Origin of the sequence: Streptococcus sp. NLN64, assembly GCF_015831295.1 — a bacterium.
GTDB lineage: Bacteria > Bacillota > Bacilli > Lactobacillales > Streptococcaceae > Streptococcus.
The window spans coordinates 1-23,772 of record NZ_JADXDQ010000010.1 but is presented as its reverse complement, the minus strand read 5'-3'; the positions used below and the strand labels follow the sequence as shown (position 1 = coordinate 23,772).

Genomic DNA, 23,772 nt, shown 5'->3' with positions numbered 1-23,772 from the left:
TATATTAAAAAGTTTAGTTGTCTATGGGATACAGTTCTTAAATATTAGAACCTTTTTTTCAACTGCTTTAGGGAGATTACTGAGCAGGTGAGTAGCCAAAATACTACAATTCCAACCTTGGGCCAGGCGATGTCTTGATTTTGAAAGAATGTATTGCGAATTAAATCTCCCGAAGGAACGAAGGGCAGGAATTGATAGATTGCAAGAATTGCAGCAGGTATCCGTTCAGCTGGGTATAGAATCGGTGCGAAGAGTAAACCAATCATCAAGATAATTTGTGTCATTAAAATTGTTAAACTAGGACTAGTAGCATAGGCAATAGAAAAACCAAGGCTAATCATCGTTACAAGTATGAGATAAAGGACCAACAGACCTGACCAACTAAAGGTAGGTAGGATCCTAAATTTTAAAAATACTACTAAGAAAGAAATACAGACACCGGGAATAGCCGAAAGGCTCCATATAAGTATATCTGAAAGAAGGATAAGTTCTCTATTTACAGGAAGGGTTTTTACATAGGTTACAAGTCCGTTTTCTTTATCATTTGTTAAGGTCTGTGGAGCGATCGTTGTCCCGATGGTCACCATCCCCATAGTAATTGCACCAGATGCCAGGTAAAGATTAATTTGATCATCCGCTTGTGGTATGATCTGCGAGTAACCAAATGTTAGAGCCAAGGTCATCAGTAGTTGAAAAATGCAGCACAGTAGCAATAAATTCCTGTTTCGGATGTAGCTCCAGCTCATCAAAGCTAATAGTTGTTGTCGCTTACTGGTCATCGTTCATCTCCTCGTATTGGTCATTTAAGGTTACAGTTGTTATGCTGTAATGGCTAATTTCCTCTCTTTCAATTTTTTTCGTCATCCACGTTAGAACCTGTGGTACCTCTCCATTATCTGCTCGGACTTCAATCTGACCATCTTCTTTGTGAATGAAGGAAAGTGGGAAATCCATTAACACGTGAAGGTTTTGAGGAAGAAAACTGATCTTTATTTTAGCTTGATGGGAGAGTTTTTTAACAGATCCTGCTGCTTTAATTTGTCCTTGTTCCAATAGATAAAAACCGTCAGCATATTGTTCCACCTCAAGAATATTATGGGTAACAACGACTACTATATGTCCGCAAGCCGTTAATCCTTGAAGGTAAGACCAAAGTAACTTACGACGGATGGGGTCAACATCATTGGTCGGTTCATCTAAAAGTAGGATGGGAGGGGGAGCGATGACGGCCATCGCAAAAGAGGTTAGACGCTTGAGACCACCAGATAAATGATCCCCAGATTTGTTTTCCCATTTCCGAATATCTAGAGCGTCTAAAATGTGCGACACCTGCTCTTCTAATTCTGAACCTAACAATCCCCGAATTTTGCCAATTGCACGAACTGCTTGGCGGATTGAAACGCCTTTTAGAGGGGCATGCAACTGGGGCATCATTGCTACCTTCATACGTGCATCATCGGGATTTATTGTTAGGGATTGATCCTCAAACAGTACTTGGCCTGAAGTCGGCTTAACGAGACCTACGATCTGATTGAGTAGGGTCGTTTTTCCTGCTCCGTTATGACCGATTAAAGCAGTTAACTGACCAGCAGGGAAAGTACACGTAATATCTTTGTTTGCGAAAAACTGTTCTTTTTCATACTGTTTGGATAGATGTTTAATTTCTAAGTCCATGTTTCATACTCCTTTTCATCGCTATAGTATGAAAAGATTTCCCAGTCTTCCACATTTCCGTCTCCACATGTAGGACAATCTTCTTCGTAGCGGGGCCATGGATCATGGCAGAATGAAGCTCCATCTTCAAAGTTTACTTCAAATTGTGTACTTAAACTCATCGGTGGTGTGTAATTTGTGAGAACCCTGACGAATTCGTCTGCAAGTACTGCACTTAATTGAAAAATAGCTGGTCCATAAGCAATTGTAGGCGGAGAAAAATTTATTTTTTGAAATCCTAAAAACTGCCCTACAAAATTTGGCGAAGTTTTTGTATAGTGAATGTTCAAGCAATCAAAACAACCGGTTATTCCGGGAATAACAGAATAGATGCGTCCTCTACTTATCTGAGAACCACCAAATATACAAGGAACTCCTGCCTTGATGATAGCTTCATTTACACGTCTCTGTGCGGTAAAAGGAGGCTCATCCATGACGCAAATCACAATTGTCGCTTTAGATTCTAAAATAAGTTCATACACATCAGCTGAAGATTCTATTTTTTTTGTAATAGCTTTTAATGCGACAGACGAGTTCATTTTTCGAAACTCTCTTTCGGCAACTTTTGCTTTACTCAAACCAATATCGTCTTGCTTATAGAGAAGTTGACGTCCTAAATTACTCAGCTCGACAGTGTCGTAGTCTACGATTGTCAGTTGTTTGGGTCCTAAGCCAGCTAGTAAGGTTAAAACATTTGCCCCACCTCCCCCTAGCCCAAGCAGTAGAACGGAACTCTCGTTAATGTTTCTCTGTATATCTATACATTTGTTAATATCCTTTAAATATCTACGGAAATAATGAATATTTGGAATATATCTATCGTCAATTATTGGGAGCTCACAATATTCTTCTAAAACATCTGCTTGATCCAATAAATCAATTCCAAATTCGATATCCTCAGTCGTTAAAGTAGGATACATTTCTTTTAGATTCTCAATCACAAGGGATAGTGGTTTTCCATTTAGTTGATTTGCTAAGGCCAACAGCTGTCCTGAAGGGTCTACAAATTCTTTCGTAATACCTAACTGAGCTCCAATTCGAAAAACGGTCTCATTTATTGAATAGATAGGATAGATATTTTTTACGCATGGTCTTTTAAACTTCATCGTACTTCCTCCTATAGTCTTTTAGTTTATCTTTTATTACTGTGTTAGCTCGTCTTGCCGTACTTCAGTACTGTCTACGACTCGCTGCCTTGTACTAAAAGTAAACTAAAAGACTATAAATGATAATCTTGGATAGAAAAAGGGGATTAGAAATCTGTGATATTCCTAACCCCATGGTTTTCTTCATTCCTAGAAAACAACCCACAGAACATCACCAGCCTGAATAGGCTCACGAACTTTTGCCTGTCGCATATCCCCATCTCCTTTCTATATTTTCCTTATTTTATCTTTTTAATGAGTCGCCATAGATTCTTATGTAAAAAACTGCAGATTTTATGTCATTTTTGGTATAATAAAATCAATAATTTATCAAGGAAGGTGGATTTATATTGCTTAAACTAGCCATTTGCGATGATAACCCTCAAGCAAGTACGATAGTCGAATGTGCGCTAGCAGAGAATTTTTCAGAAATAGACTATACGTTAGATATTTATGAAAAACCTGAAAAATTATTGCAATCTGGGGCATCTAATTACCATCTTCTTTTTTTAGATATTGAACTGGGTTCACAGTCAGGTATTGATGTTGCTGCGAAACTGCGCAAACAAAATCCGGATATTCTGATAGTCTTTCTAACAAGTCATCGTGAGTATATGGAAAAAATTTTTCCACTTCAACCCTTTGATTATTTATTAAAACCACTAGCATTAGAACGTCTTAAACAAGTGATGGAGCGGGCGGAACAAGTTTTAGTCCTAAGTAAACGATTTTTTACTTTCTCCTACAATCATGTTCATTATAATCTACACATGATGGAGATTTTATATTTCGAAAAGGAAGGGCGTAAACTTGTCATTCATACTTTGACAGGAATCCATACTTGCTTTATGTCCACGAAGGAAGTATTAGAGCAAGTTGCAAACTATTTTGTGCAGTCTCATAATTCTTATATCTTTAATGTTCAGTATTTTTATAAACTTGAGGGAGGGAATGTCATCTTATCTCATCCAGATGGTCGATGGAGCTCCTTACCAATTAGTCGGAAGTTTCGTAAAGAACTTCCAAATCAGATCTTTCAAATTTTAAGGAAGCTAAATGGTTTTAATTAGTCTGTTTCATATTTATACAGCTATCGCAAATATCTTTATGATGGGTTACTTTTTCTATCAAGAATCCTATTCAAAATTCCCAAACAGGAGACAGATTCTGTTTTTAGTAGGACTAGTAGGAGTGGAAGCCTATGTCTACTATCAAGATCTATCATTAGCGGCTATCGTTTCTATCCTTTGTGGAGGGGTCGCGAATCTCTATTTAGCTCGTATCTACGGACATTCTTGGAAACAAGGTGTGTTTTGGACATTTTTCTTTTTAGCTCAAAGCTTACTTCTAGAGAGCTGTTTGGCACTAGTTCTGATGAATTTTATTGCCAATTTGTACACCATTGAAAGTCTTTTTATCTACATCAATTTACTGATTTTACTGGGAGCACTGCTAACTTTTTTCTTAAAACAATTTCTACGTCCAACCGAGGGAGGTGCTAGCATATTAAGATTGACCATTGTTCCAATCATTACAGCAGTTCTCCTATTTTTGGAATTGACGCAACAACAAAACAGACTCATTTTAACTTTTGGCCTGCTCATCATTAATGGACTTGTACTTTTCTTCTATGATTGGATGCAGAAAGAAGAAGTGGAGCGCATTCGAATACAATCAGAAATGGAGAGATGGGAAGGACTGCTTGAGAGCGCTAAGGCTACTCGGGCACTCAAACATGATTTGAAAAATCATCATGTGACCCTCCTTGCTCTTCTGCAGGAAGAGAAGTATGACCAAGTGAAACAGGTTCTGGGGCAAAATCTAGCTAGCTTGGAATCCTCAGAAACTTTTTATACGAACGACGGTACTTTGAATTACTTGCTCAATCAGAAACAGAGTGAGGCGAAAAAAGTTGGTGTAGAGGTCCGTATCCATTGTCTCTTGCCTGAGAATATAGCGCTTAATCCAAATATCATTGCAATTCTCTTGGGGAATCTACTGGATAACAGTATTGCGGCAGTTGCTCGGCTTGAGACTGCTGCTTCTCCTATAGAGTTACAGATTTACTATTTTAAAAACAAGTTAACGATTGCCATCCAGAATCCTTTTGATATTAAAGAAAAAAGCAGCCGTGTCCACCGTCAAAAGAGTGGTCTTGGAACGAAAAATATTCGAAAACTCGTCAGTAATAACGGTGGTCTTTACCATCAAGAAACTGATGGCCCTTTCTATAAGGTTGAAATTATTTTCCCTCGTGTGGATTTAGTTACAAGTGTGATCAACTAACTTTTCTGCTGCTTTTTAAGCATTGTAGGTTACAACTTTTGTCTTCAGTTCCATTTCTAGATAAGATTAAGTCTATTTTTAAGGTAATGGAAGAAAGTTAGAACATGCTTGTTGAAGAATGAATATGCAGAGGTTAGATGCTCCCAGTCTTTGGTTTTTATTTAAATACGTATTACACGTATGGCGTGCTTTTCTTGTCAGGAGATAAAATCACTATGCTTATGTCGAAAAAGAAAATGGTTGCGCTACTTTCCTCTCATGGCTGGAAAAAGTTAAGGAAAGAAAAGAATCTCATGTAAAGATGGATAAATCTGGTCAGAGACTTATAAGGATTCCCAGATGGGGAGATCGATTGGGAAATGAATAAGGGTTAAACTTTTCTAAAACTCTATCAGAAGCGATAGCTGAGAAGAAATTACAGAATTTTTAAATAGGTTTTTGCTTGAAATATTAGACTTCCTGCGAAACTAATGTATATGATCCAATTTCACAGCAGAATATATCGCATAACCACACTGAAATATCTTGTGACTCAGTCTTTTTTCAAATGATAACTCCGATGAATCTCAAGTTCCGTCAGTGTTTTGCAGGAAGTCTAATGATAGAAATGAAGGGAGTATAGATGAATAAAATACGTTTTTTGTTAAAAGTATAAGCGTTGCTTCCCTATCGCTTAATGTACATGGAAGCTCCATTCCAAAAATTCTTGATTAGGCAGCGAAAATGAATCTTAAAAAATTGAGAATGATTGATAAAAGATTGGGGATGACATAAGAAGGTAGAGATCGTATTGGCTGAACTAAATTGTTTTGTATAAAGGCGCAGTACCTCAAACATTAGATGTAGACTCTAGTGATTAGGGTCTTTTTTGATATCCGAAAGGGCTATCTGAATGTATAAATTTATCGTATAATAGAAAGCATGAATACTAAACCAAGGGCAGCTTATGTCCATATACCTTTTTGTACACAAATATGCCATTACTGTGATTTTTCTAAGGTCTTTATTAAGAACCAACCGGTAGATGATTATTTACGGGCTTTGATGGAGGAGATTCGAGCTTATGAGCCGGGGCCTGTAGATACGCTTTATATCGGGGGTGGAACGCCGTCAGCTTTGTCGGCACCGCAATTGGAGTTCCTCTTGGAAGGCTTGGCGTCGATTTTTGATATTAGCCAGGTGCAGGAGTGGACCTTGGAGGCGAATCCGGGGGATTTGTCTCAGGATAAGATTGATGTGATGGCCAAGGCGGGCTTGAATCGGATCTCGCTTGGAGTTCAGACGTTTGATGATCGAGAATTACGGCAGATCGGTCGGATGCACCAGGAGAAGGATATTTATGAAAGTATCGATCAGCTCAAGGCTGCAGGTTTTCATAATATTTCCATTGACTTGATTTATGCCTTGCCCAATCAAACCATGGACCAAGTTGTCACCAATGTGGAGAAGGCTTTGGCCTTGGATATTCCCCATATGAGTCTCTATTCCTTGATTTTGGAAAATCATACAGTCTTTATGAACCGGATGCGACGGGGCCAACTGAATCTCCCTCAGGAGGATTTGGAAGTGGATATGTTCCACTATATTATCAATCGGCTCAAGGAGTCTGGCTTTGATCATTATGAGATTTCCAATTTTTGCCGGCCTGGTTATGAGAGCCGTCACAATCTCATGTATTGGGATAATGCAGAGTATTACGGTCTAGGAGCAGGAGCTTCGGGCTATTTAAATGGCGTTCGTTACCGAAATCATGGTCCTATCCGCCATTATTTAGAGGCGGTTGCGGCTGGAGATGCGCGTGTCTATAAAGAAGAACTCAGCCTCAAAGAACAAATGGAAGAAGAGCTTTTCCTTGGACTTCGCAAACGGTCCGGGGTTTCGATTCAGCGATTTGAGCAGAAGTTTGCACGTTCTTTTGAAGAAGTCTATGGTAAGGTCGTAGCCCAATTGCTGGAGGAAGGCTTACTGATTCGGGAAGGTGATCGGCTTCGAACGAGCCAGAAGGGGCTCTTTTTAGGGGATACAGTAGCCGAACGATTTATTCTGGAGTAGATATGGGAAAAGTTTTTCAAGAACGAGTTCCGATTCGATTTGAATGGGTAGATAGGACAGGTCGGATTTCCCTGCCTCGTTTTATCAGTCTTTTATTGCAATTTTCTGGTAGGCAATCACAAGCGCTGGGGATTTCTGACCAGGACTTGGCTGATCGCTATGACTTGGCCTGGATTGTTTTGGAGCACCAAGTCACAATCACGCGCTTGCCTCGTTTAGACGAGGAAGTTTTACTAGAAACCGAGGCCTTGTCCCACAACCGGATTCTCTGTCATCGGAGCTTTCGGGTGATGGATACATCCGGTCAGGTCTTGCTGGAGATGCAGTCCTTGTTTGCGCTTTTAGATTTGTCCAAGCGAAAACTCAGCCGGGTTCCAGAGGAGCTGGTCCAGCGCTATGGCTCGGTTTTCCAAAAACGGGGACTGAACCCCCACTCTTTTGCGGCATTGGAGCAGTTTGAAGAGGTGATCCATCCCCTTCATTTTTTCCATATAGATCGGAATGGGCATGTCAATAATGCACATTATTTGGAGTGGGCTATGGCCAGCTTGGGTTTTAATTTTTTGGAGCAGCACCAAGTTGCGCGCGTGGCGATTAAGTATGTGAAGGAAATTCGGAGAGCCGATGAGGTTGTCGTGCAGACGCAGGTAGAGGGTCGGCGGTCGCGCCATGAAGTCTATGCTGATGGCGATTTGCGGGCTCAAGTTGAAGTAGAATGGAGAGAGAATCAAGATGTATAAGGGATATTTGTTGGATTTAGATGGGACCATTTACCGGGGCAAGGAGCTGATCCCAGAGGCGCGTGATTTTGTCCAGGAGTTGCAGAAACGGGATATCCCCTACCTCTTTGTGACCAATAACACCACCCGCCGCCCTGAGGCCATCCAGACCATGTTGGCCGAGCGCTTCGGCCTCTCGGTCCCCCTCTCTACCATTTATACCGCTAGTCTTGCGACAGTGGATTATATGTTGGAGAAAAATTTAGGGAAGACCGCCTACGTCATTGGTGAGGACGGGTTAAAGGCAGCCATCTCCGAAGCCGGTTTTGAAGAAGATCCTCTTAACCCAGCCTATGTGGTGGTCGGATTGGATACTGATTTAACCTATGAGAAGGCTAAAATTGCCAGTCTAGCTATCCAAAATGGTGCCCATTTTATCGGAACCAATCCAGACCTGAATATCCCTACAGAAGAAGGACTCTTGCCAGGCGCTGGTTCCCTCGTTCGGTTCATCCAAGCCAGCACCCGGGTGGAACCTGTCTATATCGGCAAACCTCAAGCCATTATCATGGAAAAAGCCTTGGAACGCATTGACTTGACCAAAGAAGAAGTGGTTATGGTCGGGGATAATTACATGACCGATATCCGAGCAGGGATCGATAATGGCATTGCCAGTCTACTAGTTCTGACCGGATTTACCCAAGCAGAAGAAGTACCTGACTTGCCAATCCCCCCAACCCATGTGGTGGCTTCCCTAGCGGAATGGAGTTTCCATGAATAGGCGGATTCTGGGCACAGGCCTGATTCTCGTGTTTTGGGGCCTGTCTGCCTCCATTCTGTTAACCATCCTGGCTTTTGATCTAGGCTACCCCCTCTTTCTAGAGGTCTGGGATTTACCAGGTAGACTAGGCAGGCCAGCCCAAGATTTAGCTCGGCAAGTAGACGTTCTGATGGATTACCTAACCCTGCCCTGGGTGACAGAATTGAAGTTTCCAGACCTACCCTCTTCGGAATCAGGACTCTACCACTTTTTCGTGGTTAAACTCCTCTTTCATTTCTGCCAATTGGTTTTTCTCGGAACAAGTATTGGAATGGTGATCACCAAACCTTGGCGCTGGTTACCCTCGTCTTGGTACCGAACGTGGATCCTGCTTCCACTAGGCCTTGCTTTTTTAGCAGTCTTAGTCGGATTTGACCAGTTCTTCATCTGGTTCCACCAAATCCTATTCCCAGGAGATTCCAGCTGGCTCTTTGATCCTGCAAAAGATCCGATTATTTTGTTACTGCCACAGGATGCCTTTATGCTCGCTTTTGTTTTCTGTGGAATCCTCTATGAACTTTATTTCCTTTCTTGGTACATTTATGCCAAAAGAAAAGAGCGCCGATAAATCTTCGACAACTCTTTGAGAAAAGTGTATACTGGAAAAGTAGAAAGTTACAAAGCGGGGCGAAAATCTGAATCTGGAGGTGATGCTTATGCAGGAACCACCTAGAAAGGAAATTCGCATGAGTGTTGAAGCTGCCATAGGGCTAATGCTTCAATTCGGGATCTTACTCCTGGCACTGTTGACATTTATTGTCTTATGTATTAACCATATGAACAAAAAATGACAAACAGCCGCTATGAACTTGACAGGTGATTAGCGGCTGTTTGTCGACAATCAATTTGTCCCGTCTTTACAACGGTCTACGATGAGGTTGAGTTAGCACCTCAACCTCTTTCATAACTAGTATAGCAAATGATTTTCTTAAAGGCAAAGAAATAGTGGTTGAAAGTGTATAGTCTTTTAGTTTACTTTTAGTACAAGGCAGCGAGTCGAAGACAGTACTGAGGTACGGCAAGACGAGCTAACACAGTATTAAAAGATAAACTAAAAGAGTATAAAGTCAACTCATTATCCTGAAAATCTAATAGGCCAGTTCCGTAAAGGGGCTGGTTTTTTGATTGTTAGGGGAGGGAGGACAGATCGATTGAAATTCCGATGAAGCCCCTCCTTAATTTTAGAAAGAGATAGACAGTTTGGACCGAATTCGATAAAATAGAAACAGACCTGTGCCTATATGCACTAGATATGAACTATAGGAGTATCTTCAGATGATGAAACGCCCAGCACACACACACATATATATATATATATATATAACTTAGTTTTAGTGAATTTTTTTGAAATACAAGATCAAACCTGCTCTTTATTAGGGCAGGCTTTTTGGCGTACCTCAAAAAGAAATGGGGTGGCCTAATTGGTGAAAGAAAACAAACCGCGATTAGAGTTGGAGTTTGAACAAGAACTGATTCGTCGTTTGACCTTAGGGGAAAGTCAATGGACCTATCGTCCAGACATTCGAGATGTAGAGGATTTATGGGAAAACTTTTTTAAAATCCTTGCTGCTAATAATGTTCGATATCTATCTGATCATCCATTAACGGAACAAGAAAAACATCAAATTAAAAACCAATTGAACTTTGCGAACTTCTATGAGGCTGCTAAATGGCTAGCAGGAGAGAATGGGGTCGCAAAAGTGATGGTTCAGAGGGAGGATGCCAGCCTTGGTCGGATTCGCTTAGTAGTGGTTCAGAGAGAGGATGTTGCTGGTGGTAAATCCTGCTACGAGTTAGTGAATCAGGTTGTGACCAAAGGAGAAGCCAGTCGGCAGAGACGAGGTGATGTGACTCTCTTGATTAATGGTTTACCCATGATTCAAATTGAGCTAAAATCTCGTTCTAAACCTTTCATGGATGCTTTGAGACAGGTGAGAAAATACGAGAAGGAAGGACAATTCAAGGGAATTTATTCATGCCTTCAAATGTTTGTTGTTTCCAATATTACGGAAACACGATACATAGCAGCCGCCAAAGATTCAAAGATTAACCCACAGTTTTTGACCAAGTGGGTCAGTAAAGAAAATCAACCCATGCCACATCTTTTCGATTTCGCTCAAGAGGTCCTGTCAATCCCAATGGCTCATCAAATGGTGATGCAGTATAGCGTCATCGACGATGATAAAAAGGCTTTGATTTTATTACGACCTTATCAAGTACATGCGATTGAAGCGATTAAGAAGGCCAGTCAAGAACAAAAATCAGGCTATATTTGGCATACTACTGGGTCTGGTAAAACACTGACTTCTTACAAGGTAAGTCGCAATCTCTTACAGATTCCAACTATTCGAAAAACGATTTTTTTGATTGACCGTACTGACTTGGATCAACAGACAACCGCAGCATTTGAATCCTATGCGGAGAACGATACTGTTGATATTGATCAAACAGATGACACACGTGAGCTGCTCAAGAATCTAGCTTCAGAAGACCAGCGTGTAATCGTTACGACCATTCAAAAATTAAATACCCTGCTTCGCCAGTTTGAGGAAGGGAGACATGCTGGTCAATTAAATAGAGTTCGAGAGCTAAAAGTGGCTTTTGTTGTGGATGAGTGCCACAGGGCTGTGACACCAGAACGCCAGCGCATCTTGGAAAAATTCTTTTTCCAATCACTCTGGTATGGCTTTACGGGAACGCCAATTTTCAAGGACAACAAACGGGAACAAAAAGGAGACCTGGCACAGACGACAGAGGAACAGTATGGTCCCTGTCTCCATCATTACACCATTAAAGAAGCGATACATGATAAAGCCGTCCTTGGTTTCCAAGTGGAGTACAAACGGACGATTACAAACATGGAAGAGGAGCTGATTGACGATACTGCTTACGATTCAGAAGAACACATGCTGGCCGTTTTAGACGCTATTCTCAATAAATCCCAGCGCAAGCTTGGCTTACATCAAGGTGTTGGCAAAAGCTATGAAGGACTTTTAACGGTAAAAACCATTGCGCGGGCGCAAGCCTATTACGATTTAATCCAAAAGATTAAGGCAGGTCAAACGAGTCTAAAAATTTCTAAATCCGTTCAAGAAAAACTTCCAGACTTCCCGAAAGTTGCGATTACCTATTCGGTGACGGAAAACGAAGAAATGTCCTCCTCAAACCAAGATCATATGGCTAAAACGCTAGCAGATTACAATGCCATGTTTGGGACTCACTTTGGAGTGGCTGACCTCTCCTCTTATAATTCTGATTTGAACGATCGGTTGGCACGGAAAAAAGAAAAATTTGCATTCCGTGAAGAACAATTGGATGTAGTTATTGTGGTCGATCGACTTTTAACCGGCTTCGATGCTCCCTGCCTATCAACCATTTTTATCGACCGCCAACCCATGAAACCACAGCATCTGATTCAAGCTTTTTCCCGTACTAATCGTTTATTTGACAAGTCTAAAGAATTCGGGCAAATCGTTACCTTCCAAACCCCTGATCGCTTTAAGGCTAAAGTGGACGAAGCTCTTAATCTCTATTCAAATGGCGGAGAAACAGCTGTTTTGGCTCCATCTTGGGAAGAGGAAAAGGCAAAATTCCTTGATAAAGTTGCTCAACTTCGAGAAGTTGCCCCAAGTCCGAATCAAGTTCCAGAATTGGAAAGTAGTGACATTGAATTGAAACGATTCGTCAAGGCTTTTCAAGAATTTGACAAAATATTTGCCTCTGTTCAAGTCTATTCCGATTACGAACGAGAAAACCTTCTGGAATCCGTAGGTTTTAGCCGAGAAGATATTGAAGACTATAGCGGTCACTACCAAAATATAATCGAAGAACTCCGTCAACGTAAGCCTGAGGATGAAGAGGATCCTGAACCACTTGATATCGAGTATGAACTGGAATCCGTTCGGACAGACGAAATCAACTACCATTACATTCTTTCCCTCATGGAAAATGTCGTTAACAACCAAGAAGACATCCTTTCCAAAGGAAAAGTCGTAGCAGACTATATCGCAGACTTAGGTAAAAATAACCGACCTCTGTCTCAAGTAATGGAAGAATTCTGGCAAGAAGTCCAAGAAAATCCCCAACAATACCAAGGTCAATCCTTCGCCCATCTGTTTGAACAAAGACGAGAAGAAACTATCCGACAAAAAGTCCTTGATAAAGCAGCAGAATGGAGCATCGGCGCAGATGAATTACAATTCATTGTCGACTACTACCGACCCGGCCAAGAAAATCAAATCGGTGAGAAAGACCTCATCGCTACCTATGACCACAAAAGTTATAAAGCCCAACACGGAGACCAAGCCCTATCCCTTCTTAAATATAAACGAGCTGTTAAAGATGACTATCGAAATATGATTGAGCAGGATATACTGCCACTGACTGGGAGGTAGGATATGAAGAAAAAACTATTTATTATTGGGAATGGATTTGATTTGGCACATGGTGTTAAGAGTGATTATCTATATTTTAAGAAATACGTGTATGAGAAGGCATTTGGAACTAGTAAAGAATTGACTAATCTTACTGGAAAAGTAGATATCGCTGACTTTTTAAATGAAAAAGATTGGGAGGATTTGAGGGTTATTTCAGATTTCGATATTTCAAGTCTACCCGAAGAGTATGAACCGGATAATCAGGAATGGAATCAGATGTGTTATCAACTTCTGTCTCAAACAATGAGCGACACTCGAACATGGTCGGACTTTGAAGAGGATATTGTGGGACTAGCAAATCCAGAAGTTGATTTCGAGCTAGTTTTAGATAGAGAAGGGGATGTCGACGGCTTTAAATCCGAAAGTAATATTGAAGGATTAGGAAATAGCTTATTACCTCTTGTGGCAGCTATTAATTCTCTTTTTGTAGAGTGGATAGAGCAAACTTATCAGGAGTGGAACGAATGTATGGGTTCATGTGTAGAAAAAATTAAAAAGAAAGCAATTGTTTCAAATCAAGACAGCTATTACCTAACATTTAACTACACAACTATCCTAGAGGATTTATATGATATCCAACAAGAAAATATCTATCATATTCACGGTGAGATTGGAGATGAAATAATCTTCGGACATAAAGGTAACGATACAGAGTATGATAATCCACTCGATATTAGTTACTATACTGATGAGTTAGTCTTGCAACTTAAAAAACCAGTAAAAGAGATTCTGGATAGATCTAGAACTAACGACTTTTTTGAAAAAATAACTGAGATTGAAGAAATATACTTTATAGGAGTTGGAGCTATTAAAACGGATATTGATGATGATTATCCTGGAGTTGATGATCCATACTTTGAAAAAATATTTGAATTAATGCAGAATGTTGATATTTATGTGGATTGTTATGATGAAAAGCAAAGATCAATGATTATCAAAAAACTTAAAAAGTGGGGAGCGGAAAAGGCTGACCAGTTGCAGTTTGTTGATACTTCCGGAGATATTGTTATTGATTCTAAAATATAGGATTTGATAGCTTTCAAATATATTTATAAACTCTGAAAAATGATACAAAAATTGATAGGAGAATCGAAAATGCAAAGAAATGTGCCTGAATTTCGTTTTGAGGGATTTGATAATTGTTGGGAAAAACGAAGACTAAAAGAGATTTCGAGTCATAGAGGTGGAACTGCAATAGAGAAGTATTTTGATCAGGATGGAACCTATAAGGTGATATCAATTGGTAGCTACGGACTTGATAATAAATACGTTGATCAAAACATTCGAGCACTATCAAATGCAGTAACTGATTCTCGTGTTGTTTATGCAGGCGAACTCACCATGGTCTTGAATGATAAAACAGCAAATGGTTCTATAATTGGTAGGACACTCTTTATAGAAGAAGATAAACAATTTGTTGTTAATCAGCGAACTGAAATTATCACACCTGGTAAAAGATTTAACGCACTTTTCGCGTATTTTACTTTGAATAATGATTTTAGAGAAAGGGTGAAAAAAATCGTTCAGGGAGGAACACAGGTGTATGTTAATTACTCAGCTGTGGAAAATTTGAAGTTATCAATTCCTTCATTTGATGAACAGGAACAAATTGGGATTTTTTTAAGAAAATTAGATCACCTCATCACCCTTCAGCAGCGTGAGTTAGATTATTTAAAGGAAACGAAGAAAACAATGCTTTCAAAACTATTTCCGAAAAAATCTGAAACGATTCCGGGAGTCCGTTTTGACGGATTTACGAACGTTTGGGAACAGCGGAAGTTAGGAGATTTAGGAAAAATTGTGACTGGTAATACTCCGTCAACTACTGAAAATATAAATTATGAAGTAGGTGGTTTAATGTGGGTTACACCTTCTGACATATCTCATAATAAAATCTATAGTACTTCGAAGCAATTGTCAGAAATTGGCATATCTAAATCTCGTACCGTTCCTTCTGGTTCTATACTCGTTACGTGTATCGCAAGTATTGGAAAAAATGCTTTAACATTAAGCAAAGTTGCATTTAATCAGCAAATTAATGCACTAACACCGACTGAGAATTATGATAGTTATTTTTTGTTAACTTCATCCTATTATTGGTCTCAGTTCATGATTCAAACTTTGGCTGCATCTGGAACTATGCAGATTGTTAATAAAACAGAGTTTGGAAAAATATTGACTAAAGTCCCGTCGTTAAAAGAACAACAATCCATCGGATCCTTCTTCTCTACCCTTGACCACCTCATCACCCTTCAGCAACGTAAGGTGGATTTGTTGAAGAGTCAGAAGCAGACGTTGTTGAAGTCTATGTTTCCTCGTTAATACTCATTACATTTCAAAATCTGAATGTGTTAATCCTCTTCGCCGAACCCCTAGTTCTGTCTTCATCGGATTGCCTTTTCAGATTTTGAACTGTTTCGAGTATAAGTTATTAGCTTTGTTTTTATTTTAAATTTATTAAGGAGTTTGTATGTCACAAGAGAATTATTCAAAATCACTGTATCAAACGCTTTGGAATTCTGCGGATATTTTGCGGGGTAAGATGGATGCGAATGAGTATAAGTCTTATCTGTTGGGATTAATTTTTTATAAATATTTATCGGATAAGCTTTTGCACGCGGTGTGTGAGAACTTGGAAGTAGAGTTTGTGGATTTGGTTCAGGCTCAGGAGTTGTTCGCGGAGAGTTTGGAAGATGCGGAGCTGCGGGAGGATTTGCTGGATATTCTTCAAGATGAACTGGGTTATGTTTTGGAAGCGAATTTGACCTTTACGTCTTTAGTGTCTCGTGTTTATACGGGTGACTTCCAACTGGAAGATTTAGCTCAAGGTTTTAGGGATATTGAGCAGTCGAATGAGATTTTTGAAAATTTGTTTGAGGATATTGATCTTTATTCAAAGAAATTAGGAGCTACTCCACAGAAGCAGAATCAGGTTATTTCTGAGGTCATGAAAGAATTGAATGAGATTCAAATGGAACTTCATGAGGGAGATATTCTGGGGGATGCCTATGAATATTTGATTGGTCAATTTGCCTCTGATTCGGGTAAGAAGGCTGGGGAATTCTATACCCCCCAAGCTGTTTCTCAATTGATGACTCAAATTGTTTTTATGGGGCGTGAGAATCAGAAAGGGATGAGTTTGTACGATCCAACCATGGGTTCTGGTTCCTTGCTTTTGAATGCCAAGCGCTACAGTAATGAGGCTGCAACAGTTTCTTATTTTGGTCAAGAAATCAATACTTCAACCTTTAACCTGGCTCGGATGAACATGATGTTGCATGGGGTAGCCATTGAGAATCAGAAATTACATGTTGGTGACACCTTGGATGCCGATTGGCCGACTTCGGAACCGACGAATTTTGATGGTGTCTTGATGAATCCACCTTATTCTCAGAAATGGTCAGCGGATAAGGGATTTTTACAAGATCCTCGATTTTCAAATTTTGGCGTTTTGGCTCCGAAATCCAAGGCTGACTTTGCCTTTCTCCTTCATGGTTTTTACCATTTAAAACACAATGGAGTTATGGCCATTGTGTTGCCTCACGGGGTGCTCTTCAGGGGTGCGGCTGAGCTTAAAATTCGGAAGCACTTATTGGAAGAAGGAGCGATTGATACGGTAATCGGTCTTCCAGCCAATATCTTCTTCAATACCTCTATTCCGACAACAATTATTATTTTGAAGAAAAATCGGACTAGCAAGGATGTGCTCTTTATTGATGCTTCCAAGGAATTTGAAAAGGCTAAAAACCAGAATTTCATGAGAGAGGCTCATATTGAGAAAATTCTAGAGGCTTATCAAAAGCGCGAGGATATCGAGAAGTTTGCCCACTTGGCTTCCTTTGAAGAAATTCAGGAAAATGATTTTAACCTAAACATCCCTCGTTATGTGGATACCTTCGAGGAGGAGGAGGTAGAACCTCTATCGGAATTAGTTCTTAAATTGGAAGAGACTGAAAAAGAGATTGCGGAGACACGAGCACAACTGCAAGAAATGATGTCTCAATTGGTTGGTACCAATCCAGAAGCTCAGGCAGAACTGGATGCCTTTCGGGAACGGTTTTTGAAGATGTAATATTAAGGATGGAATTAATGTTTGATTTTATGAAAAGGAGAACGTGAAATTGTTTTGGGGAATAGTGATTCTGGTTGTAGCTTCCTTTTTTGTTGTGATGATTTTGTCAACGGATTCGGAAGAAAATAGTCATCGAGAAATTGATGCACAAGCAAGTAGTGATAAGGATAGTGATGAGGAAGTTTCAAGCCCAATCTTTAAAAGTTTTGAGGAGGACTATGATTTTTGGCTGTCTGCTTCAAATTTATTTCTTGAAGAACATACTTATTCAGATGGAATCATTCGAGAATTAGATGAAAAATCTTCTGATGCAGGAGCAAGCATTATAGTATTTTGGGAGCAATTGGAAACACGTTTAAATAACTATCTGGAAATACATCCAACAGATATAGAAAGGATGGTGTTACTGGATAGAGCTGTTACTGCTAAAGATGAATTTTCTAGCTTTTATATGTTAAGGAATGGTAAGGAGTTTGAATTGCTTAGAATGACAACGAATTTTTTGATCACATATTATCCCGAACAAGCATTGGATTATGAGGAAGCAATAGCATCAAATATTGATCTATTTGGGAAGATTGAGATTGGAGCTGAAACAATTTTATTAGCTTTGAATGGTGGAGAACTCTTTCCCAATACGCAAAAGAGTTATATTGATCAATATACGAGAATCCATAAAATCTATCAAAACATTTGTGCAAATTTGACTTCCATTGCCTTTAAAAATCAAATTTATAAAGAAAAAGAAATCATGGGTGAGAACGAAGAGTTTGAAATTCCAATCTTTGTAGTATTTGCTGGACAATACTCCGAGCTACAAGGTAACGTTCTACATTCAATTGATGAGGAAGAGTCATTCGATTTCAAACCGTTTGATAAGTTGTTTCAAAAGACAATTAAAACCAATAGACTTGATAGGAAACTTCTTGCAGATAATTGACATTTTATTCCATGAAAGTTCAATCAGTTATGTGTCTTCCTTGGATTTTGTGGTAGACTAGTATTGCAAGAAGAAGTTTGCAAGTTTTTTTGAAATCTTTAAACAGATGAGGTAAAGGAGGCTCCCAGTATGAACTTAGAATATTGGTTTGATTTTATGGAAGGTTGGACTACTGAAGAGATTGTATTCTCAATTGGCTTATTTGTAGTGGTTGGTTTTCTTGCTCTTCTTACGACACCTTATTCATCTTCTTTTATGAAAGCGAAGCGAAACGCCATCATTGAAGATGAGTATCGAAAGAGATTTAAGAAGTGAGAAATCCATTTTGGAAAATCCCTGTTATCTATTTACTTTAGTTTTATTTTTTACACGAAGCAGCAAATCATTATCAAAATGTTGATTTGCTGCTTTTTGCTATGGTTTTGGAATCAAGATCTGATTTTTCCTCCGAATAAATAAGTAAGATCTTAGGTTATGATTTGGTTAAATTGGAGGGATTTGATATGATAAAAAATAGGACGGTCGTGTTAAATGAGGAACGGAAAATCACTTTGGGTTGTTTTCATGGGACTAAACTAGGAAATGCCAAGTCTATATTCTCGGAACAAGAATTCAGGTTTCGACCTCGTCCCAATCACTGGTTAGGAAATGGTGTCTATTTTTTCGTGGATGATGAATATCAAGCCAAGTGGTGGGCCAGTAAGGGTGGTCATAGGGGAACCAACCTACCAGCGGTTTTATATTTTCCGTTAACGATCACTAGAAATGAGCTTTTGAATTTAAATTCAATTCGAGATTTAGAAATCTTGGATAAATTTGCGGAGGAATTGATTTCAAAGATTGGTAAAGTTTTGGTAGAGTTAGGGAATACGGGAACTCAGAATTTCCATTGCTTCCTATTAGACTCATTTATGTTAGGGAATAAACAGTACAAGGCTGTTCGTCGAACCTTTTTATCTACGAAAAAGGAGATTGGGTTGAGTCGCTTCGCGCAGTTGTCGGATCAACTGTGTGTGTTTGATCAGTCTATCATTCCTTTTTCTAGGATAAAAATTCTAGATATCTAGTTTGGAGGTAGTTTATGAATCTTACACGAGAAGAACTAGCAAAGCTCTTTGATGAGTATGGCTTCGAATACAAATTTGATTCCCCCACTCCAGGAATTCATTTTAGAGATGGGTCTTTTAAAAGATTTGATGAACTTCCATTGCCGAGTGAATATTTAGGAGATTTAGAGTGGATGGCGGAGTACGAGCGTCAGTTACTGGCGAGTTTGGAAGAGGAGTCATAACTGGATTGTTTCTAATTACCTTGAGATTTCTTAGATTAATTGGATCGTTATGACTGTCAATTCCTTTTTGCTAAGGATTTCTTTTTAAGTAGGGGAGGTAATCGATGGAATTAACACTTGAAGATCTTACAAAGTTAATGGATGAACATGGAATAAAATATACTTTAAATTCTCCCACGCCGGGTGTTCGATTTGGGGACGGACCCGTTATTCCTTATGATGAGCTTCCATTACCAAGTGAATATCTCGGAGATTTAGAGTGGATGGCGGAGTACGAGCGTCAGTTACTGGCGAGTTTGGAAGAGGAAGCCTAACAGAAAAAGTCTGGCAGTTTATTAGTCTGCCAGACTTTTTCTGTTTAATGATGATGTCCGAGGTCGTGGATGTCGAGTTTTTCGGTGTGATGTTGGTGCTCGAAGCTGGAGTAGTCGAATTCGACGGCGCTTTCTTCGATGTTTTGGGCTTGTAGGAGGTGGTGAACTTGGTCTTTGAGGAGGCGTTCATCTGTCCCTTGGGCGATGTGGAGGTGCAGCATTGCAACGTGGCGTAGGCCATCCATGGTCCAGACGTTAAGCTGGTTGACTTGGTAGACACCTTCCATTTTTTCGAGTTGCTCGCGTAAACCTTCCAGATTGAGGTCTTCTGGCGCTTTTTCAAGAAAAATTTGAAGATTGGCTAGGAACTTAGGAAGGGATTGGCTGAGGATGAAAAGGGAGATGGCAACGGAGAGCAGGGGATCGAGGAAATACCAGTCGGTAAACTGGAGGACGATGCTGACGAGGAGGACGGCGACCCAACCGAGGATATCTTCTAGGAAATGGAGGGTGAGGATTTGCTGGTTGGCGGTTTCACCTTTGTGAACCATGCGGGCAGCCAAGCCGTTGATGAGGATAGCTAAAATGGCTAGGACAAGGGTTCCTTGGCTGTTCACAACCGGTGGGTTGAAAATTTTCGGTGTATTTTCAATGAGCAGGATGGTGGAACCGGTAATGAGGATAGTAGCGGTGACCAGGGCTGCTAAGATGCTATAGCGTTTGTAGCCCAGGGTGTAACGCAGGTCGGTCTGTTTGTCAGAGATTTTTTCCAAATAGGCTGAAAGTCCGATCGCCATGGCATCTCCGAAATCATGAACTGCGTCGGCGAGGACGGCAGAAGACTGGAAAAGCACGCCGAAAATGGCTTCAAGAATGGCGAAGGAGAGGTTTAGGATAAAGGCGATAAAGGTGGTTTTAGAGCTGTTTTTCATAATTTTTTCCTATCTAGTTGCTTCTATAGTCTTTTAGTTTACTTTTAGTACAAGGCAGCGAGTCGTAGACAGTACTGAAGTACGGCAAGACGAGCTAACACAGTAATAAAAGATAAACTAAAAGAGTATAAAAGCTGAATTAGTTGAGTTTTTTCGTCTGCAGTTAATCCTCGGTAGCTTCCGTAGGGAAGGCTTGTATCCAATTGGAAAGGACCGAATTGAATTCGTTTGAGGCTTATGACTTTGACACCAACGGCTAGGAACATTTTTTTAACCTGATGGAACTTACCTTCGGCCAGGCTGATGAGGGCTTGGCTCTGGTTGAGGTTAGAATCTTGGGTGGTCAGTTTTGCCGGTAGACACTGGTAGCCATCGTCAAAGATGATCCCTGTTGTAAAGAGGTCTGGCAGGTCGGCATGTAGGGGACCATTGACCTGGACTTGGTAGGTCTTGGTGATATGGGCATCAGGGTGGAGTAATTGGTAGCCAAGTGGACCGTTATCCGTCAGCAAGAGTAGTCCGGAGGTGTCCCTATCCAGACGACCGACAGCGTAGAGGTCGGGATTCCAATCGGACCTTGCTAGGGAATCAAAAACAGTAGCATGGTGTCTATCCTGATTGGCGGTAACGACACCCCTTGGTTTGTGAAGTAACCAATAGTGGTGGTTTGTTGATGGGGCTGGCTTCCCCTCAATCGTGACTTCTTGAAGATCCGTGTCGACATTTTGAGCTAGGGATTTTGAGGGCTTGCCGTCGACTAGAATTTGCCCTTTAGCTAAGGCTCGCTTCATGTCTTTTCGGCTATAAGTGTTGGCCAACAGTTGATCGATTCTCATGCCTCCATTGTAACAAATTTTCTGTAAAGGGTAGCGTTTTTTCAAGTTTTTGTGCTTGAAGAGGACATTGGATTTTGCTATACTAGTAAAGTTTTTTGAAAGGAGAATCTTATGTCGATTATTTCACAAGTTTTATTAGTGCTATCTGCAGCTTTGTTTTTCTTTATTTTCTATTTGGAAACAATTGCGACAGCTTCTGATCGTACTAGTAAAGTCTTCAGTATTAGCAAGGAAGAATTAGAAGCAAAATCCATGAATGTTTTGATGAAAAATCAAGGGGTCTATAACGGTTTCATTGGATTAGCTCTTTTGTATGCGGCTTTCTTTAGTCCCAATGGACGTGAAGTGGCAATTGTTTTTCTTGTAAATATTTTGGTTGTTGCAGCTTATGGGGGAGCAACTAGTAGCCCATCTATTTTGATGAAACAAGGTACACTTCCATTTTTGGCACTTTTGAGTCTCTTGTTTTTCTAATTTAAAATGTAGGGAAAGCCTATTGAGGTAGGAGAGATTTTCTTGTTCCATTTTGAGCAGATAAAAATAGCTTAGAATCATTGTCTTATAAAAGCTGATTCTAAGCTATTTTTCTATATTCAGAGTTTTATTTAGAATTAGTTTGTCTCGTAACCAATCAGGATTCCACCCTCTTCAGCGTAGAAGCTACAGATTCCTGACGTTGGGAGAATGTGGATATCGGCTTGAGGATATTCAGACCAAATGAGTTTGCTTAGATCTTGGCAAAACTCAGGATTACTGCGGTGTGACATGTGGATGCGACCGCCTTGATAGCCCGCCTTTTGCATTTCTGCCCAGGTGGTAGAGACGGCTTTTTTATTTCCACGCGCTTTTTGAAGGAGTTCGAGTTCCCCTTTGCTGCTGGCTTGGCCGACCATGCGGATGTTGAGGAGGCCAACGACTTTCCCAACGATTTTGTTGAGGCGGCCGTTTTTGACCAGATTATCTACTTTTTCTAGGACAAAAATCAATTTGCTTTGTTTTTGATAATCATCAATGGCAGCGACGATTTCAGGATAAGTCAAACCTTGTTTGATGTAGTCATTGAGTTGGTAGACCAAGAGGTCCATCTCCCCACCAGCTGAGAGGCTGTCAATTACGTGAACCTTGGCATCTGGATGACTTTCTAGATAAATTTCTCGTGCCAATCGCGCAGCATTGTTGCTGCCGGATAGGGCACCAGTAATGGTCACTACAAAGATGGCGTCAGCATCCCCAAAGGCTTGGAGGTACTGGTCTGGGCTTGGACAGGCAGACTTCGAAGCCTGTTCACTGGCATACATGACTTCCATCATAAAATCAATATCCAAGCTCTGTTTATCTGCAAAGGTCTTATCGCCAACTTGCACATACATAGGGATCGATTCAAAACTCGTGTTGGACGCGAGGTGTTCCAACTCACGATAATTACACGCCGAGTCCGCAATAATTTTCCACTTCATACCGTTACTCCTTAAAATTGTACACTTATTATACTTTTGTCTTTTTGAGTATATCATATTTTAAGCTAAAATCAAAAGAAAAAGGGAATATGCTATAATTGTCTTGTACTCAGGAGGAAAAGGTATGTCACATCAACGACTGGCCTGGGATGAGTATTTTGCAGCCCAGGCTCTCTTAATATCCAACCGCTCAACCTGTACTCGAGCTCAAGTTGGGGCAGTTTTGGTCCACGATCATAAGGTGGTTTCCACAGGTTATAACGGTTCCGTTTCCGGAACCGAACACTGTACGGACCAGGGATGCCTGGTTGTAGAGGGGCACTGTGTCCGGACCTTGCATGCAGAGGTAAATGCGATTTTACAAGGTGCAGAACGGGGCATCCCAAGAGATTTTACGGCTTACGTCACCCATTTTCCCTGTCTTAATTGTTCCAAACAGTTAATGCAGGTTGGGTGTTCTCGAGTGGTCTATATCCATGATTACCGAATGGATGATTATGCTCAAAAATTGTACCAACAAAAAGGAGTCACCCTCTTACAAATCCCCTTGAATCAAGTACAGAAAGCTGTGCAGGAAAGTGGATTCTTCCAATAGCCGCGTTAGTGTAAAATAATTCTCGGTAGCCGATTGAAAAAAATAAAAAAGTCCTATATCCTAGGAAGTGCAAAATCAACCCGAAAGGATATAGAACCTATGACTATTGTATCAGAGATTTTCGAGAAATTAAAGGACTGTCAAAATTTATCCGAAGTTGAGGA

At 40.2% G+C, this 23,772-nt stretch carries 23 protein-coding genes; 17 read left to right on the top strand and 6 right to left on the bottom strand.

Translation table 11 applies throughout. The annotated features are described in order from the left end of the window. Positions 1-44: 44 nt before the first annotated feature. Genes I2503_RS02665 through I2503_RS02655 form a run of 3 tightly spaced genes read right to left on the bottom strand, consistent with a single transcriptional unit; the run spans position 45 to position 2,819 of the window. The gene (locus I2503_RS02665; protein ID WP_196092066.1) at positions 45-779 is read right to left on the bottom strand and encodes an ABC transporter permease; all 735 of its coding nucleotides are present in this window, start codon (positions 777-779) and stop codon (positions 45-47) included. Next, the gene (locus I2503_RS02660; RefSeq protein WP_196092067.1) at positions 769-1,674 is read right to left on the bottom strand and encodes an ABC transporter ATP-binding protein; all 906 of its coding nucleotides are present in this window, start codon (positions 1,672-1,674) and stop codon (positions 769-771) included. The genes I2503_RS02665 and I2503_RS02660 overlap by 11 nt, the downstream gene beginning before the upstream one ends. After that, a complete protein-coding gene (locus I2503_RS02655) occupies positions 1,665-2,819 on the bottom strand; it encodes a ThiF family adenylyltransferase (protein WP_196092068.1) in 1,155 nt (384 codons plus the stop codon). The genes I2503_RS02660 and I2503_RS02655 overlap by 10 nt, the downstream gene beginning before the upstream one ends. A 389-nt stretch (positions 2,820-3,208) precedes the next feature. Here I2503_RS02655 and I2503_RS02650 point away from each other — a divergent pair, with 389 nt between their 5' ends. From I2503_RS02650 to I2503_RS02575, 15 genes are all read left to right on the top strand, one after another. Then, positions 3,209-3,928 carry a LytTR family DNA-binding domain-containing protein gene (locus tag I2503_RS02650; protein ID WP_196092069.1) on the top strand — a complete coding sequence of 240 codons (720 nt, stop codon included), beginning with the start codon at positions 3,209-3,211 and terminating at the stop codon, positions 3,926-3,928. Further along, a complete protein-coding gene (locus I2503_RS02645; protein WP_196966930.1) occupies positions 3,915-5,144 on the top strand; it encodes a GHKL domain-containing protein in 1,230 nt (409 codons plus the stop codon). The genes I2503_RS02650 and I2503_RS02645 overlap by 14 nt, the downstream gene beginning before the upstream one ends. Positions 5,145-6,065: 921 nt before the next feature. Next, positions 6,066-7,196, top strand: coding sequence for a radical SAM family heme chaperone HemW (hemW, locus tag I2503_RS02640; protein WP_196966929.1), 1,131 nt, complete (start codon positions 6,066-6,068; stop codon positions 7,194-7,196). A 2-nt stretch (positions 7,197-7,198) separates the two neighbouring features. Then, positions 7,199-7,936, top strand: coding sequence for an acyl-ACP thioesterase domain-containing protein (locus I2503_RS02635; protein ID WP_196966928.1), 738 nt, complete (start codon positions 7,199-7,201; stop codon positions 7,934-7,936). After that, entirely contained in the window at positions 7,929-8,696 is a 768-nt protein-coding gene (locus I2503_RS02630) for a TIGR01457 family HAD-type hydrolase (protein ID WP_196092073.1), read from the top strand. The genes I2503_RS02635 and I2503_RS02630 overlap by 8 nt, the downstream gene beginning before the upstream one ends. After that, complete coding sequence (locus I2503_RS02625) at positions 8,689-9,303, top strand: TIGR01906 family membrane protein (RefSeq protein ID WP_196092074.1); 615 nt, start codon at positions 8,689-8,691, stop codon at positions 9,301-9,303. The genes I2503_RS02630 and I2503_RS02625 overlap by 8 nt, the downstream gene beginning before the upstream one ends. An 856-nt stretch (positions 9,304-10,159) precedes the next feature. Then, entirely contained in the window at positions 10,160-13,129 is a 2,970-nt protein-coding gene (locus I2503_RS02615) for a type I restriction endonuclease subunit R (RefSeq protein ID WP_196966927.1), read from the top strand. A gap of 3 nt (positions 13,130-13,132) precedes the next feature. Beyond that, the gene (locus I2503_RS02610) at positions 13,133-14,197 is read left to right on the top strand and encodes an AbiH family protein (protein WP_196966926.1); all 1,065 of its coding nucleotides are present in this window, start codon (positions 13,133-13,135) and stop codon (positions 14,195-14,197) included. Positions 14,198-14,266: 69 nt separating this feature from the next. Then, complete coding sequence (locus I2503_RS02605) at positions 14,267-15,493, top strand: restriction endonuclease subunit S (protein WP_247644669.1); 1,227 nt, start codon at positions 14,267-14,269, stop codon at positions 15,491-15,493. 148 nt (positions 15,494-15,641) lie between these two features. After that, positions 15,642-17,243 carry a type I restriction-modification system subunit M gene (locus tag I2503_RS02600; protein WP_196966924.1) on the top strand — a complete coding sequence of 534 codons (1,602 nt, stop codon included), beginning with the start codon at positions 15,642-15,644 and terminating at the stop codon, positions 17,241-17,243. A gap of 43 nt (positions 17,244-17,286) precedes the next feature. Next, entirely contained in the window at positions 17,287-18,183 is an 897-nt protein-coding gene (locus I2503_RS02595; protein WP_196966923.1) for a hypothetical protein, read from the top strand. Between the two features lie 129 nt (positions 18,184-18,312). Then, positions 18,313-18,498 (top strand): hypothetical protein, encoded by a 186-nt coding sequence (locus tag I2503_RS02590; protein ID WP_196966922.1) that lies wholly within the window; start codon positions 18,313-18,315, stop codon positions 18,496-18,498. A gap of 188 nt (positions 18,499-18,686) precedes the next feature. Further along, a complete protein-coding gene (locus I2503_RS02585) occupies positions 18,687-19,250 on the top strand; it encodes a hypothetical protein (RefSeq protein WP_196966921.1) in 564 nt (187 codons plus the stop codon). A gap of 14 nt (positions 19,251-19,264) precedes the next feature. Next, complete coding sequence (locus I2503_RS02580; RefSeq protein WP_196092010.1) at positions 19,265-19,474, top strand: hypothetical protein; 210 nt, start codon at positions 19,265-19,267, stop codon at positions 19,472-19,474. A gap of 104 nt (positions 19,475-19,578) precedes the next feature. Continuing rightward, positions 19,579-19,788 (top strand): hypothetical protein, encoded by a 210-nt coding sequence (locus I2503_RS02575; protein ID WP_196966920.1) that lies wholly within the window; start codon positions 19,579-19,581, stop codon positions 19,786-19,788. Positions 19,789-19,832: 44 nt separating this feature from the next. Here the strand turns inward: I2503_RS02575 and I2503_RS02570 are convergent, their stop codons facing one another. After that, positions 19,833-20,720, bottom strand: coding sequence for a cation diffusion facilitator family transporter (locus tag I2503_RS02570; RefSeq protein WP_196966919.1), 888 nt, complete (start codon positions 20,718-20,720; stop codon positions 19,833-19,835). A 44-nt stretch (positions 20,721-20,764) separates the two neighbouring features. After that, positions 20,765-21,556 (bottom strand): pseudouridine synthase, encoded by a 792-nt coding sequence (locus I2503_RS02565; RefSeq protein ID WP_196966918.1) that lies wholly within the window; start codon positions 21,554-21,556, stop codon positions 20,765-20,767. A gap of 111 nt (positions 21,557-21,667) precedes the next feature. Here I2503_RS02565 and I2503_RS02560 point away from each other — a divergent pair, with 111 nt between their 5' ends. Next, entirely contained in the window at positions 21,668-22,030 is a 363-nt protein-coding gene (locus tag I2503_RS02560; RefSeq protein WP_196092014.1) for a DUF1304 family protein, read from the top strand. A gap of 137 nt (positions 22,031-22,167) precedes the next feature. Here I2503_RS02560 and I2503_RS02555 read toward each other — a convergent pair whose 3' ends face one another. Then, entirely contained in the window at positions 22,168-23,013 is an 846-nt protein-coding gene (locus I2503_RS02555) for a DegV family protein (RefSeq protein ID WP_196966917.1), read from the bottom strand. A gap of 124 nt (positions 23,014-23,137) precedes the next feature. Between I2503_RS02555 and I2503_RS02550 the strand changes: the two genes are divergently transcribed. Continuing rightward, positions 23,138-23,608 carry a cytidine/deoxycytidylate deaminase family protein gene (locus I2503_RS02550; RefSeq protein WP_196966916.1) on the top strand — a complete coding sequence of 157 codons (471 nt, stop codon included), beginning with the start codon at positions 23,138-23,140 and terminating at the stop codon, positions 23,606-23,608. Positions 23,609-23,772 lie beyond the last annotated feature (164 nt).

Bases quoted from the DNA above. Each gene is read 5' to 3' on its own strand.
- I2503_RS02605 (WP_247644669.1), top strand. From the start codon at position 14,267: ATGCAAAGAAATGTGCCTGAATTTCGTTTTGAGGGATTTGATAATTGT.
- I2503_RS02610 (WP_196966926.1), top strand. From the start codon at position 13,133: ATGAAGAAAAAACTATTTATTATTGGGAATGGATTTGATTTGGCACAT.
- I2503_RS02585 (WP_196966921.1), top strand. From the start codon at position 18,687: ATGATAAAAAATAGGACGGTCGTGTTAAATGAGGAACGGAAAATCACT.
- I2503_RS02635 (WP_196966928.1), top strand. From the start codon at position 7,199: ATGGGAAAAGTTTTTCAAGAACGAGTTCCGATTCGATTTGAATGGGTA.
- hemW (WP_196966929.1), top strand. From the start codon at position 6,066: ATGAATACTAAACCAAGGGCAGCTTATGTCCATATACCTTTTTGTACA.
- I2503_RS02600 (WP_196966924.1), top strand. From the start codon at position 15,642: ATGTCACAAGAGAATTATTCAAAATCACTGTATCAAACGCTTTGGAAT.
- I2503_RS02660 (WP_196092067.1), bottom strand. From the start codon at position 1,674: ATGGACTTAGAAATTAAACATCTATCCAAACAGTATGAAAAAGAACAG.
- I2503_RS02570 (WP_196966919.1), bottom strand. From the start codon at position 20,720: ATGAAAAACAGCTCTAAAACCACCTTTATCGCCTTTATCCTAAACCTC.
- I2503_RS02580 (WP_196092010.1), top strand. From the start codon at position 19,265: ATGAATCTTACACGAGAAGAACTAGCAAAGCTCTTTGATGAGTATGGC.
- I2503_RS02655 (WP_196092068.1), bottom strand. From the start codon at position 2,819: ATGAAGTTTAAAAGACCATGCGTAAAAAATATCTATCCTATCTATTCA.
- I2503_RS02645 (WP_196966930.1), top strand. From the start codon at position 3,915: ATGGTTTTAATTAGTCTGTTTCATATTTATACAGCTATCGCAAATATC.
- I2503_RS02575 (WP_196966920.1), top strand. From the start codon at position 19,579: ATGGAATTAACACTTGAAGATCTTACAAAGTTAATGGATGAACATGGA.
- I2503_RS02560 (WP_196092014.1), top strand. From the start codon at position 21,668: ATGTCGATTATTTCACAAGTTTTATTAGTGCTATCTGCAGCTTTGTTT.
- I2503_RS02555 (WP_196966917.1), bottom strand. From the start codon at position 23,013: ATGAAGTGGAAAATTATTGCGGACTCGGCGTGTAATTATCGTGAGTTG.
- I2503_RS02590 (WP_196966922.1), top strand. From the start codon at position 18,313: ATGAACTTAGAATATTGGTTTGATTTTATGGAAGGTTGGACTACTGAA.
- I2503_RS02630 (WP_196092073.1), top strand. From the start codon at position 7,929: ATGTATAAGGGATATTTGTTGGATTTAGATGGGACCATTTACCGGGGC.
- I2503_RS02550 (WP_196966916.1), top strand. From the start codon at position 23,138: ATGTCACATCAACGACTGGCCTGGGATGAGTATTTTGCAGCCCAGGCT.
- I2503_RS02625 (WP_196092074.1), top strand. From the start codon at position 8,689: ATGAATAGGCGGATTCTGGGCACAGGCCTGATTCTCGTGTTTTGGGGC.
- I2503_RS02665 (WP_196092066.1), bottom strand. From the start codon at position 779: ATGACCAGTAAGCGACAACAACTATTAGCTTTGATGAGCTGGAGCTAC.
- I2503_RS02565 (WP_196966918.1), bottom strand. From the start codon at position 21,556: ATGAGAATCGATCAACTGTTGGCCAACACTTATAGCCGAAAAGACATG.